Consider the following 12,070-nt stretch of genomic DNA (forward strand, 5'->3'; position numbering starts at 1 on the left):
CCGGCATCGCCGCGCTCACGGCCGAGGTCGACACCGCGGCACGCGTGCTCGACGCACCGGCCGCGCGCCTCATCGCGCGCGGCACGTCGCGGCTCGTGCAGCTCGACGAAGTCGAGACACTGTTCGCATCGAACGCGCTCGTCGTCGATGCGTGCCGCCACACGGTGCGCGACGCGCGCACGACCGTGTCGCTCGCGCGGCGGCCCGTGCTGTTCGTGCTCGCCCGCGCGCTCGGCGAGGCATGGCCGGCCGATGTGTCGCGCAACGCGCTCGTCGTGGCCGCGTTCCGCGCGAAACACGCGGACGAATCGCATCGCGCGCGCCTGCGTGTCGAGATCGGCCGGCTGCGCGCGATGCTCAGGCCGCTCGCGAACGTCATTGCGACGCCGCGCGGCTTTGCGCTCGAACCGCTCGGCATACGCGAGACCGTCGTCCTGGCGCGCCCGGTCGACGATCGCCACGCGGCCGTGCTCGCGCTCCTCGCCGATGGCGAAGCGTGGTCGAGCTCCGCGCTCGCGCTGGCCCTCGGCGCAAGCCAGCGCACCGTGCAGCGCGCGCTCGACGCGCTCGCCGAAGCGGATAAGGTCCAGGCGCTCGGCCGCGGCCGCGCGCGCCGCTGGATGACTCCGCCGCTGCCCGGTTTCGCGACGACCTTGTTACTCCCTGCCCCGCTGCCGGGCGATTAGGATGACCTCACCGAACGACGAGGTGACGAACATGAAACGCTCCAGTGCAGAGATCCTTCGCGAATACGGCCCGTTTCCGGGCGTCGACGGCGTACACGGCGTCACGTTCGACGGGCAGTACGTGTGGTACGCGTCCGGCGACAAGCTCAATGCGCTCGACCCGGAACGCGGCACGACGGTCCGCTCGCTCGACGTCGCCGCGCATGCGGGCACGGCGTTCGACGGCCGCCACCTGTACCAGATCGTCGAGAACCGCATCGAGAAGATCGACCCCGAATCGGGCCGCGTGCTCGCGGCGATTCCCGCCCCCGGCGGCAGCGGCGATTCGGGACTGGCATGGGCGGAAGGCACGCTGTGGGTCGGCCAGTACCGCGAACGCAAGATTCATCAGGTGGATCCGCAATCGGGCACCGTGCTTCGCACGATCGAATCGAACCGCTTCGTCACCGGCGTGACGTGGGTCGACGGCGAGCTGTGGCACGGCACCTGGGAAGCCGACCAGGCCGACCTGCGGCACATCGATCCGCGCACGGGCCGCGTGCTCGAGCAGGTCGACATGCCGGCCGGCGTCGGCGTATCGGGGCTCGAATCGGACGGCCACGACCGCTTCTACTGCGGCGGCGGCAACAGCGGCACGTTGCGCACCGTGCGCCGACCCGCGCGGGCGCGGACGTCGGGCAACAACGCGGGAGCAGCGCCCGATTCTGCCGACGAATGATCCGCCGCCGGCCGCGATCGCTCCCGGGCGCAGCACGCCTGCGCCCCGCCCGGCACCGAGTGCAGGAATGAACAAGACGACGACGCAACGGCGTCGCTAAGATGCGCGCTCGTCAGTCATGTGTTCGGAGCGGTCGATGCGGCGCGGTGTGGTCTATGGTGTCCTGGCAGGTGCCCTGTGGGGCATGGTGTTTCTCGTTCCGCGGCTGCTGACCGACTTCTCGCCGCTGCTGCTGAGCGCCGGCCGCTACGCGATGTACGGCCTCGTCTCGTTGGCAGCCGCGCTGCCGGCCGCCCGCTCGCTGCTCGCGCGGCTGACCCGCGAGGATCTCGTCGTGCTGGTCAGGCTCGCCGTCGTCGGCAACGTCGCGTACTACATGCTGCTGTCCGGCGCCGTGCACCTGATCGGCATCGCACCCAGCTCCCTGATCGTCGGCGTGCTGCCCGTCACGGTCACGCTCGCGGGCCTCGGCGACCACGGCGCCGTGCCGCTGCGGCGGCTCGCGGCCCCGCTCGCGCTGGTGATCGCGGGCATCGTCTGCATCAACGTCGACCTGTTCACGTCCGAGGCCGCGCATGCAACGACGCTCGGCCAGAAGCTCGCCGGGATTGCCTGCGCGGCCGGCGCGCTCGCGAGCTGGACCTGGTATGCGGTCGCGAACGCCCGCTATCTGCAGCGCCATCATCATTTCGGCGGCAACGAGTGGTCGGTGCTGTGGGGTGTCGTGACGGGCCTGATCGGCGGGCTCGTCTGGATCGCGATCCTCGCGCTGCCGGCCGGCACGGTGCAGGCAGCCGTCCCGGCGTCGCGCTGGCAGCTGTTCTGGCTGCTGAACCTCGTGCTCGCGATCGGCGCGTCGTGGCTCGGCAACGGGCTGTGGAATGCCGCGTCGAAGCGGCTGCCGCTCACGCTGTCGGGCCAGCTGATCGTGTTCGAAACCGTGTTCGCGATGCTTTACGCGTTCGTGTATGACCAGCGAATGCCGCATGCGCTCGAAATCGCCGCGCTGGTGCTACTGCTCGCGGGCGTCTACGGATCGGTGCGGCAGCACGGCAACACGCCCGCCGGCGGCGATACGTCGGGAAGCGCCCCGGCAAACGCGAACGCCGCGGCCCACTGAGCGCCGCGGCGTTTGATCAGACGAATCGGGACTGGAATCGCTAACCTGACCAGCCTGCGTCAGCGCGCGTCCTTGTGCATCCACTTGCGGCCCTCGATGGAGCCGGCGCGGCGCGACTTGTCGACGCGCCGCTGGCGCGCGAGCTTCGGATCGACGATCAACGGGCGGTAGATTTCGACACGGTCGTGGTCGGCGAGCGGCGCGTCGAGCGGCGCAAGCTTGCCGTACACGCCCGTCTTCGCGTTCGCGAGATCGATTTCCGGGTGCAGCGCGAGCACGCCGCTCGCGTCGATCGCCGAACGAACGGTCGCCCCTTCGGGCAGCGACAGCGGAATCAGCGTCTGGCGATCCGGCAGCGCGTAGCAGACTTCGATCGACAGCATCGCGTCACCCCTTCCCGTAGCGCTGGTCGGCGCGCTTCACGAACGAATCGACGAATGTGTTCGCGATGTGGCTGAACACGGGCCCGATGATCTTCTCGAGCAGGATGCTCGAGAATTCGTAGTGCAGCGCGAATTCGATCTTGCACGCATCGGCACGCAGCGCCGTGAAGCGCCACGAGCCCGTGAACTTCTTGAACGGGCCGTCCGTGAACTCCATGTCGATCCGCGTCGGGCGCTGCTGCGTGTTGCGCGTCGCGAAATGCTGCTTGATGCCTTTGAAGTTGATGTCGATGCGCGCTTCCATCCCGCTCTCGTCCTGACGGCGAATCTCGACGCCGCCGCACCAGGGCAGGAAATTGGGGTAGTCGGCCACGTCGGTGACGAGGTCGAACATCTGTTCCGCCGAATGACGGATCAATACGGTTTTCTGGACATCTGCCATAAATCGCGCGGCATCGCTTAAGGTGAGAACGCAAGCCGGGCGATTCCCGCCCCGCTTTGCTAAAATCGTGATTTTAAACGAGTTGGCCCGATCCTTTCATGAGCATCATCGACAACAGGAAAGCGCACTTCGATTATCACATCGAGGAACGCTACGAGGCGGGGCTCGTGCTCGAGGGCTGGGAAGTCAAGGCGCTGCGCGCCGGGCGCGGCCAGATCAGGGAAGGTTACGTCGTGATCAAGCACGCCGAGATCTTCCTGATCGGCACCCATATCAGCCCGCTGCCCGAGGCTTCGACCCACATCACGCCCGACCCGGTTCGCACGCGCAAGCTGCTGCTGCACCGCGAGGAAATCAAGAAGCTGATCGGCAAGGTCGAGCAGCGCGGCTACACGCTCGTGCCGCTGAACTTCCACTACAAGGGCGGTCGCGTGAAGTGCGACATCGCGCTCGCGAAGGGCAAGAAGCTGCACGACAAGCGCGAAACCGAGAAGAAGCGCGACTGGGAACGCGAAAAGGCCCGCATCATGCGCGCCGGCACCTGACGCGCGCGACGCGCTTCGCAAACGACACGGCCCGCTCGAAGCGGGCCGTGTCGCTTTGGGCCAGGTGAATCGGGCGCGTCGGCTACAAGGGCGACACTCGGCGCGCCACACCACCCGTTTCAACTGAAGAAAGGCGCCGACAACGGCGCCGCACGGGCATCATCCGCGCCCGGCTCCGCGACGATTCGCCGCACGCCGATCGCACGTGGCAGCCGCCTGCGCGCCGCGCACGTCCGACTCAGGCCTTCCCGCCCGAAGCCGCGCCCGCGCTCTTGACGATCGTCAGCGCCGACGAGATCGCGGTGCCGAGATCCGACAGGTTCGCCGGCACGATCAGCGTGTTGCCCTGCTTCGCGAGATTCGAGAATGCGCTGACATACTGCTCGGCCACCTTCAGGTTCACCGCGTCCATCCCGCCCTGCGATTGCATCGCGTTCGCGATCTTCTGGATCGCCTGCGCGTTCGCTTCGGCCACCGCCAGAATCGCGGCCGCTTCGCCCTGCGCCTGGTTGATCGCGGCCTGCCGCTCGCCTTCGGATTTCTGGATCGCCGCTTCGCGCGCGCCCGACGCGAGGTTGATCTGCTCCTGCTTGCGGCCTTCGGATGCGGCGATCAGCGCGCGCTTTTCACGCTCCGCGGTGATCTGCGCCTGCATCGCGTGCAGGATTTCCTTCGGCGGCGTCAGGTCCTTGATCTCGTAGCGCAGGACCTTCACCCCCCAGTTCGCCGCAGCCTGATCCAGCGCCGACACGATGTTGTGGTTGATGAAGTCGCGCTCCTCGAACGTCTTGTCGAGCTCGAGCTTGCCGACCACGGAGCGCAACGTGGTTTGCGCGAGCTGCGTGATCGCGAGCACGAAGTTGCTCGACCCGTACGACGCCTTCATCGGATCGGTCACCTGGAAGTACAGCACGCCGTCGACCTGCAACTGCGTGTTGTCGCGCGTGATACAGACCTGGCTCGGTACGTCGAGCGGAATTTCCTTCAGCACGTGCCGGTACGCGATGCGATCGACGAACGGCAGCACGATATTGAGACCCGGCGACAGCGTCGCGTGATAGCGCCCGAAGCGCTCGAGCACCCATGCATGCTGCTGCGGCACGATCTTCACCGTCTTCGACACGATCACGATCGCGATGACGAGCAGAACCACCCAGATGATCAGCGAATCCATGAAGTATTCCCTCCTTGTTGTATCGGCGGACGATCAGCCCGCGGGTTTCGCTACGACCACGAGACAATTGCCGCGCACGGCACTCACCTGATACACGTGCGCATCGTCGCGCTCGCCGTTCGCGAGCTCGACGTCCCAGTCGGCACCGCGATACTGCACGCGCGCGCGGCCGTCACGCCACGCGTCGACCGTGACGGTCGCGCCGATATCGAGATTGACGTCGGGATTGGTCGACGTGTCGCGCTTCTGCTTGCGGCCGAGCCCCGAACGCCGCAACACGATCATCGCGACGATCGCGACCACGGCCGCCGCGCCGAACTGCACGTGCGGCGCGAAACCGGCCAGCTGCAGCAGCCCGCCCGCGAGAAAGCCGAGCGCGATCATCAGCAGATAAAACGTGCCCGTCAGCAACTCGGCCACGACCAGCACGCCCACCGCGACCCACCAGAACAGATGCCCCGACATCATTGTGGTCTCCAGAAAAACATCCTCCGCGTTCACTTGCGTGGCATAGAACCAGAATACGCGCTGAAGCGCTGTTCCGGATCGATTTGTTCGCGGCTCCCGAGAGAGCGGTCGGCACGCTTGGGGCGGCCCGGTTCGTACCGACAAACAAAAACACCCCGGTGTCTACCGGGGTGTTTATAGCATGAACCTTGCAATTTGCCTTCATTGAAAGAGCAGCAGCGCCGCTCCTTCGTCGGTGGCAAGTTGCCGACCGTTACTTCCGGTTGGCGAGCGCCTGCCACGTATCGATGATCGTGTCGGGGTTCAGCGAGATCGACACGATGCCTTCGTCCGTCAGCCATTGCGCGAAGTCCGGGTGATCGGACGGGCCCTGGCCGCAGATGCCGACGTACTTGCCCATCTTGCGACAGGTGTCGATCGCGCGCTTCAGCAGGAACTTGACGGCCGGGTCACGTTCATCGAAGTCGACAGCCAGCAGTTCCATGCCCGAGTCGCGGTCGAGGCCGAGCGTGAGCTGCGTGAGGTCGTTCGAACCGATCGAGAAACCATCGAAGTGCTCCAGGAACTCTTCGGCGAGGATCGCGTTGGTCGGGACTTCGCACATCATCACGAGGCGCAGGCCGTTTTCGCCGCGCTTCAGGCCGAACTTCTCGAGCAGGCCGACGACGCGCTCCGCCTGCTTCACGGTACGCACGAACGGCACCATGATCTCGACGTTGGTCAGGCCCATCTCGTCGCGCACGCGCTTCAGTGCACGGCACTCCATCTCAAACGCCTGCGCGAAGTCTTCAGCGATGTAACGCGACGCGCCGCGGAAACCCAGCATCGGGTTTTCCTCGTCCGGCTCGTAACGCGAACCGCCGATCAGCTTCTTGTACTCGTTCGACTTGAAGTCGGACAGACGCACGATCACGGGCTTCGGATAGAACGCCGCCGCGATCGTCGCGACACCTTCCGTCAGCTTGTCGACGTAGAACTGACGCGGCGATGCGTGACCGCGCGCGACGCTCTCGACCGCCTTCTTCAGGTCCTGGTCGATGTTCGGGTACTCGAGGATCGCCTTCGGGTGGACACCGATGTTGTTGTTGATGATGAACTCGAGACGCGCGAGACCCACACCGCCGTTCGGCAGTTGCGAGAAGTCGAACGCGAGCTGCGGGTTGCCGACGTTCATCATGATCTTGACCGGGATTTCCGGCAGCTCGCCGCGCTGCACTTCCGTGACTTCCGTCTCGAGCAGGCCGTCGTAGATCTTGCCTTCGTCGCCTTCCGCACACGACACGGTGACGAGCGCGCCGTCCTTCAGGATGTCGGTCGCATCGCCGCAGCCGACGACTGCCGGCACGCCGAGCTCACGCGCGATGATCGCCGCGTGGCAGGTCCGGCCGCCGCGGTTCGTGACGATCGCGGCTGCACGCTTCATCACCGGCTCCCAGTTCGGGTCGGTCATGTCGGCCACCAGCACGTCGCCCGGCTGCACGCGTTCCATTTCCGACGGATCCTGGATCACGCGCACGGGGCCCGCACCGATCTTCTGGCCGATCGCGCGGCCCGTTGCCAACACCTGCGACTGGCCCTTCAGCTTGAAGCGCTGCTCGGCCTTGCCGGTTGCCTGGCTCTTCACCGTTTCCGGGCGTGCCTGCAGGATGAAGATCTTGCCGTCGCGGCCGTCCTTGCCCCACTCGATGTCCATCGGACGCTGGTAGTGCTTCTCGATGATGACCGCGTACTTCGCCAGCTCGATCACGTCTTCGTCGGTGATCGAGTAGCGGTTGCGCTGTTCGTGCGGCACGTCGACCGTCTTCACGCGGCCCGGCTCGCCCGGCTGCGTGAATTCCATCTTGATCAGCTTCGAGCCGATCGAGCGGCGGATGATCGGGTACTTGTCCTGTGCGAGCGTCGTCTTGAACACGTAGAACTCGTCCGGGTTCACAGCACCCTGCACGACGGTTTCGCCCAGGCCGTAGCTCGACGTGATGAACACGGCGTCCTTGAAGCCCGATTCGGTGTCGATCGTGAACATCACGCCGGCGGCGCCGACGTCCGAGCGGACCATGCGCTGCACACCGGCCGACAGGGCGACTTCCGCGTGCGTGAAGCCCTTGTGCACGCGGTACGAGATCGCGCGGTCGTTATACAGCGACGCGAACACGTGCTTCATGCGGTCGAGCACGTCTTCGATGCCGACGACGTTCAGGTACGACTCCTGCTGGCCGGCGAACGATGCGTCGGGCAGGTCTTCCGCGGTAGCGGACGAACGCACGGCGAACGACAGTTCGCCCGGCGAGCTGTTCTTCAGGACTTCGAACTGCTCGCGGATTTCCTGCTCGAGACGTGCCTGCATCGGCGCATCGACGATCCATTTGCGGATTTCGGCACCGGCTTCGGCGAGCGCCTTCACGTCGTCGATGTCGAGCGACTCGAGACGCTTGGCGATGCGATCGGTAAGGTCGTTGTGCTTGAGGAAATCACGGAACGCGAGCGCGGTCGTGGCGAAACCGGTGGGCACACGAACGCCTGCTTCGGAAAGCTGGCTGATCATTTCGCCAAGCGACGCATTCTTGCCGCCGACGATCTCCACATCGGTCATCCGCAACTGCTCGAACGGAATTACATACGCCTGGTCCTTTGCGACGTTTGCTGCGTTAGTCATACAAGCCCCTAAGTGTGAAAAAAATGCTCGATTGCGCAAGTGGGCTCGGACGCGGGCGCTTGCAAAAAGGCGCGGCGCGTCTTGCGCAACCTGTTAGATAAACAATCGCAGCGACGGAAAATCTTCCGACCCGATTTGCAAAAATCCCGGCAGAAGGGCGATATTTGCAGACGAATCGCCAAACTTGCCGGGAATTTTGGAATCGCGCGGCGTAGCATGGGGCGCCGTTCGCGCCCTGCCCCCGCAATTGCTTATCCAACAGGTTGCCGCTATTCTACCGTGCCGGCTGCCGGATGTGGCGCGACCTTGTCACTGCGTCTGGAGGCGAACCTCCAGCCGCCCGCGCAACCGCCCTTCACGTTCGACGCCCAGATTCATGCTGCCTACCGTATTCATCGTCTCCGACGGCACCGGGATCACTGCCGAAACCTTCGCGCATTCGATCCTCTCCCAGTTCGACCAGAAATTCCGCCTCGTGCGCGTGCCGTTCGTCGATTCGCTCGACAAGGCCTACTCGACCCTCGAGAAGATCAACGAGGCCGCCGTGCACGACGGCCGCCGCGCGATCGTGTTCACGACGCTCGTCGACAGCGAGTCGAACGACATCGTCAAGCGCTCGAACGCACTCGTGCTCGACATGTTCCAGCGCTTCGTCGAGCCGCTCGAGCAGGAGCTGGAGCTCAAGTCGAGCCATGCGATGGGCCGCGGCCACCAGAACGCGGACACCGAGGAATACAAAACGCGGATCGAGGCGATCAACTTCTCGCTCGCGCACGACGACGGCCAGTCGAACCGCAACCTGTCGGAAGCCGACGTGATCCTCGTCGGCGTGTCGCGCAGCGGCAAGACGCCGACGAGCCTGTATCTCGCGATGCAGTACGGCGTGAAGGCAGCCAACTACCCTCTGATTCCGGAGGATTTCGAGCGCGGCAAGCTGCCGTCGGCGCTGGCCGCGTACAGCGAGAAGCTGTTCGGGCTGTCGATCGACCCGCAGCGCCTGTCGGAGATCCGCAACGAACGCCGGCCGGGCAGCAAGTACGCGGCGCCCGAGAACTGCCGCTACGAGATCAACGAGGCCGAAGCGATGATGCGCCGCGAGGGGATCAAGTGGCTGTCGTCGACGCACAAGTCGATCGAGGAAATCGCGACGACGATCCTGCAGGAAATCCGCCTCGACCGGCAGTCGTACTGAGATTGAGCGCTCGCGGCCGCCTGGCCGCCGCCGGAAACAAAAAAGGCCGCGTCGAGCGGCCTTTTTTAATGGTGCGGCGAAAGCACGCGTGTGGCGTCACGCACGCCGCTGCTGACGCACCTGCTCGAACAGGCAGACCGCTGCCGCAGCCGCCACGTTCAGCGACTCCATCCCGCCTGGCTGCGGGATCGTCACGCGATGCGTGGCCGCATCGCGCCAGAACGCCGACACACCGGCCCCCTCGTTGCCAAACACCCATGCCACGGGGCCCGACAGGTCGCAGTCATAGACCGCCTGCGCGCCGTGCGAATCGGTCAGCGCAACCGGGACATCAAGGCGTTCGGCGAGCGCACCGGCATCGACGTCCTCGTGGATCGACAGCAGGAAATGCGCGCCCATGCCCGAGCGCAGCACCTTCGACGACCATGCGTACGCGGTACCCGGCGCACAGAACACGTGGCGCACACCGGCGGCCGCGGCGCTGCGCAGGATCGAGCCGACGTTGCCGGCGTCCTGCACGCCGTCGAGCACGACCGACGACTGCGTCACGCGCTCGGGCAGCGGCTGCGCCGGCCGGTCGACGAGCAGCAGGAAGCCGACGCCGTTGACGACGTTCGACAACTGCCCGAACAGCGCGTCGGGCAGCGTGACGATCCGTTGCGCATCGATGCGCGCGACGATCGCCTGCGCCTCGGCGTGGCCGAGTGCGCCTTCGGTCGCCACGCACAGCTCGGGCGTCGCACCCGTATCGAGGTACGCGCTCGCGAGGTGGAATCCTTCGAGCAGTGCCTGGCCGCCACGGCGTTGATGGGACGTCGAGCCCGCGAGCGCCTTCAGGCGCTTGTACAGCGGGTTGTCGCGGGAAGTAATGCTTTTCATCGAATCAGTTCGAGTGCCGCGCGCACGGGAGCGAACGAGCGCCGATGCGCTTCGCACGGGCCGTGCTCGCGCAGCGCGGCGAGGTGTTTCGCGGTGCCGTAGCCCGCATGCACGTTGAAGCCGTACACGGGGAAGCGTTCGTGCAGGTCGACGAGCATGCGATCGCGCGTGACCTTCGCGAGGATCGACGCGGCCGAGATGCTCGGCACAAGCGCGTCACCGCTGACGATCGCCTCGGCGCGCACCGTCAGCGTCGGGCAGCGGTTGCCGTCGATCTGCGCCAGCGTCGGCAGGACCGACAGGCCCTCGACGGCCCGCTTCATCGCGAGCATCGTCGCGTGCAGGATGTTCAGCGTATCGATTTCGTCGACGCTCGCCGATGCGACGCAATACGACAGCGAGCGCGCGACGATCAGCTCGTACAGCGCGTCGCGCTTCTTCGCGGACAGCGCCTTCGAATCGTCGAGCCCGTCGATCGGCTGCGCCGGATCGAGGATCACCGCGGCGGCCACCACCGGCCCCGCGAGCGGGCCGCGGCCCGCTTCGTCGACGCCGCAGACGATCTCGTCGGGCCGGCTGAAATCGAAGCCGCCCTGCACGTCGCTCGACGCGCGGCGGCGTGGTGCACGTACTGCGGTCATGCGCGCCCCTTGCGTTGTTCGAGCACGCGCACGACCGCTTCGGCCGCCTTCGCGGCCGTGTTCTGCCGCAGCGAAAGATGCATTTCGGTAAATACTTCGGTCAGTGTGCGGCGGTTCGCGTCGTCGCGCAGCTGCGTGAGCGTCGCATCGGCGAGCGCCTCGGGCGTCGCGAAATGCTGCAGCAGCTCGGGCACGACGAAGCGCCCCGCCAGGATGTTCGGCAAGCCGACGTACGGCAGGTAACCCTGCCGGCGCATGATCTGCCCGGTCAGCCAGGGCACCTTGTACGAGATCACCATCGGCTTCTTCAGCAGCGCGGCTTCCAGCGTGACCGTGCCGCTCTTCACGAGGATCGCGTCGGCGGCCGTCATCGCGACCTGCGCACTGCCATCGGTAATCGTCAGCGCGAGTTGCGGATGCGCATCGACGAGCGGCTGCAGCAGCGCGCGCAGCGCCGGCGTCGCCGCCGGCATCACGAAGCGCACGCCCGGCTCGCGTTGCTGCATCAGCGCCATCGCCGCGAAGAACGTCGGGCCGATCAGCGCGATTTCCGAGCGCCGGCTACCGGGCAGCACGGCGATCACCGGGCCGTCCGCCGGCAGGCCGAGCGCGATCCGCGCGCCATGCATGTCGGGCTCGAGCGGGATTTCGTCGGCGAGCGGATGGCCGACGTAGGTCGACGCGACGCCTGCCTTGTCGAGAATCGCCGGCTCGAACGGGAACAGGCACAGCATGTGGTCGACCGACTTGGCGATCTTCTTGATCCGGCCGCCACGCCATATCCAGATCGACGGGCATACGAAGTGGACCACCGGAATGCCCGCGTCCCGCACCGTCTGCTCGACGTTGAAGTTGAAATCAGGTGCGTCGATGCCGATGAACGCGTCCGGCCGCTCGGCCAGCAACTGGCGCTTCAACTCGCCGCGAATCCGCAGGATCTCGGGAATCTGACCCAGCGCCTCGACATAGCCGCGCACGGTCAGCTTGTCCATCTGCCAGTGCGAGTCGAAGCCGTGCGCAATCATCCGCTGCCCGCCGATCCCGTAGTACTGGGCCGAGTCGGGCAGCCGCTCGCGCAGCCCGCCGAGCAGCGACGCGCCGAGCAGGTCGCCCGACGGTTCGCCGGCCGCCATCGCGAGCCGGAGCTGAGTGGTCGGAAGCGGCATCGC

General features: G+C 66.1%; 12 protein-coding genes and 1 pseudogene. 5 read left to right on the forward strand and 8 right to left on the reverse strand.

Going from position 1 to position 12,070, the window contains the following annotated elements; all coding sequences use genetic code 11:
* The 3 genes and pseudogenes from BDO18943_RS28790 to BDO18943_RS28800 all read left to right on the forward strand — a co-directional run.
* Positions 1 to 686, forward strand: a pseudogene (locus BDO18943_RS28790) (helix-turn-helix domain-containing protein); the annotation flags it as partial.
* A 31-nt stretch (positions 687 to 717) separates the two neighbouring features.
* A complete protein-coding gene (locus BDO18943_RS28795; protein WP_175024952.1) occupies positions 718 to 1,404 on the forward strand; it encodes a Vgb family protein in 687 nt (228 codons plus the stop codon).
* A 136-nt stretch (positions 1,405 to 1,540) separates the two neighbouring features.
* A complete protein-coding gene (locus tag BDO18943_RS28800; protein WP_175024953.1) occupies positions 1,541 to 2,524 on the forward strand; it encodes a DMT family transporter in 984 nt (327 codons plus the stop codon).
* A gap of 59 nt (positions 2,525 to 2,583) precedes the next feature.
* Here the strand turns inward: BDO18943_RS28800 and BDO18943_RS28805 are convergent, their stop codons facing one another.
* Complete coding sequence (locus tag BDO18943_RS28805) at positions 2,584 to 2,907, reverse strand: RnfH family protein (protein ID WP_043190875.1); 324 nt, start codon at positions 2,905 to 2,907, stop codon at positions 2,584 to 2,586.
* Between the two features lie 4 nt (positions 2,908 to 2,911).
* A complete protein-coding gene (locus tag BDO18943_RS28810) occupies positions 2,912 to 3,349 on the reverse strand; it encodes a type II toxin-antitoxin system RatA family toxin (protein ID WP_034188832.1) in 438 nt (145 codons plus the stop codon).
* A 98-nt stretch (positions 3,350 to 3,447) separates the two neighbouring features.
* On the opposite strand from BDO18943_RS28810, the gene smpB reads away from it, so the two are divergent.
* Entirely contained in the window at positions 3,448 to 3,894 is a 447-nt protein-coding gene (gene smpB, locus BDO18943_RS28815; RefSeq protein ID WP_039342760.1) for an SsrA-binding protein SmpB, read from the forward strand.
* A 238-nt stretch (positions 3,895 to 4,132) separates the two neighbouring features.
* Here smpB and BDO18943_RS28820 read toward each other — a convergent pair whose 3' ends face one another.
* The 3 genes from BDO18943_RS28820 to ppsA all read right to left on the reverse strand — a co-directional run bounded on the left by BDO18943_RS28820 (position 4,133) and on the right by ppsA (position 8,189).
* Positions 4,133 to 5,068: an SPFH domain-containing protein gene (locus tag BDO18943_RS28820; protein WP_039342757.1), complete on the reverse strand. Its 936-nt coding sequence runs from the start codon at positions 5,066 to 5,068 to the stop codon at positions 4,133 to 4,135.
* Between the two features lie 33 nt (positions 5,069 to 5,101).
* A complete protein-coding gene (locus tag BDO18943_RS28825) occupies positions 5,102 to 5,536 on the reverse strand; it encodes an NfeD family protein (protein ID WP_034181127.1) in 435 nt (144 codons plus the stop codon).
* Positions 5,537 to 5,789: 253 nt separating this feature from the next.
* Complete coding sequence (gene ppsA, locus BDO18943_RS28830) at positions 5,790 to 8,189, reverse strand: phosphoenolpyruvate synthase (protein ID WP_043190857.1); 2,400 nt, start codon at positions 8,187 to 8,189, stop codon at positions 5,790 to 5,792.
* Between the two features lie 376 nt (positions 8,190 to 8,565).
* Between ppsA and ppsR the strand changes: the two genes are divergently transcribed.
* Positions 8,566 to 9,381 carry a posphoenolpyruvate synthetase regulatory kinase/phosphorylase PpsR gene (gene ppsR / locus BDO18943_RS28835; protein ID WP_175024954.1) on the forward strand — a complete coding sequence of 272 codons (816 nt, stop codon included), beginning with the start codon at positions 8,566 to 8,568 and terminating at the stop codon, positions 9,379 to 9,381.
* Positions 9,382 to 9,477: 96 nt separating this feature from the next.
* On the opposite strand, the gene BDO18943_RS28840 is transcribed toward ppsR, so the two are convergent.
* From BDO18943_RS28840 to lpxB, 3 genes are read right to left on the reverse strand one after another with little or no spacing between them, the layout of a single operon-like run.
* Entirely contained in the window at positions 9,478 to 10,260 is a 783-nt protein-coding gene (locus tag BDO18943_RS28840) for a TrmH family RNA methyltransferase (RefSeq protein WP_175024955.1), read from the reverse strand.
* Positions 10,257 to 10,901, reverse strand: a complete 645-nt coding sequence (gene rnhB, locus BDO18943_RS28845; RefSeq protein ID WP_043190848.1) for a ribonuclease HII — start codon at positions 10,899 to 10,901, stop codon at positions 10,257 to 10,259. The genes BDO18943_RS28840 and rnhB overlap by 4 nt, the downstream gene beginning before the upstream one ends.
* The gene (gene lpxB, locus BDO18943_RS28850; protein WP_043190845.1) at positions 10,898 to 12,067 is read right to left on the reverse strand and encodes a lipid-A-disaccharide synthase; all 1,170 of its coding nucleotides are present in this window, start codon (positions 12,065 to 12,067) and stop codon (positions 10,898 to 10,900) included. The genes rnhB and lpxB overlap by 4 nt, the downstream gene beginning before the upstream one ends.
* Between the last annotated feature and the right edge of the window lie 3 nt (positions 12,068 to 12,070).

The sequence above is a fragment of the Burkholderia aenigmatica genome (assembly GCF_902499175.1).
GTDB lineage: Bacteria > Pseudomonadota > Gammaproteobacteria > Burkholderiales > Burkholderiaceae > Burkholderia > Burkholderia aenigmatica.

What these genes read in the sequence shown, in the direction of transcription:
- BDO18943_RS28795 (WP_175024952.1), top strand. Translation starts at nt 718, where the DNA reads ATGAAACGCTCCAGTGCAGAGATCCTTCGCGAATACGGCCCGTTTCCG.
- BDO18943_RS28800 (WP_175024953.1), top strand. Translation starts at nt 1,541, where the DNA reads ATGCGGCGCGGTGTGGTCTATGGTGTCCTGGCAGGTGCCCTGTGGGGC.
- BDO18943_RS28805 (WP_043190875.1), bottom strand. Translation starts at nt 2,907, where the DNA reads ATGCTGTCGATCGAAGTCTGCTACGCGCTGCCGGATCGCCAGACGCTG.
- BDO18943_RS28810 (WP_034188832.1), bottom strand. Translation starts at nt 3,349, where the DNA reads ATGGCAGATGTCCAGAAAACCGTATTGATCCGTCATTCGGCGGAACAG.
- smpB (WP_039342760.1), top strand. Translation starts at nt 3,448, where the DNA reads ATGAGCATCATCGACAACAGGAAAGCGCACTTCGATTATCACATCGAG.
- BDO18943_RS28820 (WP_039342757.1), bottom strand. Translation starts at nt 5,068, where the DNA reads ATGGATTCGCTGATCATCTGGGTGGTTCTGCTCGTCATCGCGATCGTG.
- BDO18943_RS28825 (WP_034181127.1), bottom strand. Translation starts at nt 5,536, where the DNA reads ATGATGTCGGGGCATCTGTTCTGGTGGGTCGCGGTGGGCGTGCTGGTC.
- ppsA (WP_043190857.1), bottom strand. Translation starts at nt 8,189, where the DNA reads ATGACTAACGCAGCAAACGTCGCAAAGGACCAGGCGTATGTAATTCCG.
- ppsR (WP_175024954.1), top strand. Translation starts at nt 8,566, where the DNA reads ATGCTGCCTACCGTATTCATCGTCTCCGACGGCACCGGGATCACTGCC.
- BDO18943_RS28840 (WP_175024955.1), bottom strand. Translation starts at nt 10,260, where the DNA reads ATGAAAAGCATTACTTCCCGCGACAACCCGCTGTACAAGCGCCTGAAG.
- rnhB (WP_043190848.1), bottom strand. Translation starts at nt 10,901, where the DNA reads ATGACCGCAGTACGTGCACCACGCCGCCGCGCGTCGAGCGACGTGCAG.
- lpxB (WP_043190845.1), bottom strand. Translation starts at nt 12,067, where the DNA reads ATGCCGCTTCCGACCACTCAGCTCCGGCTCGCGATGGCGGCCGGCGAA.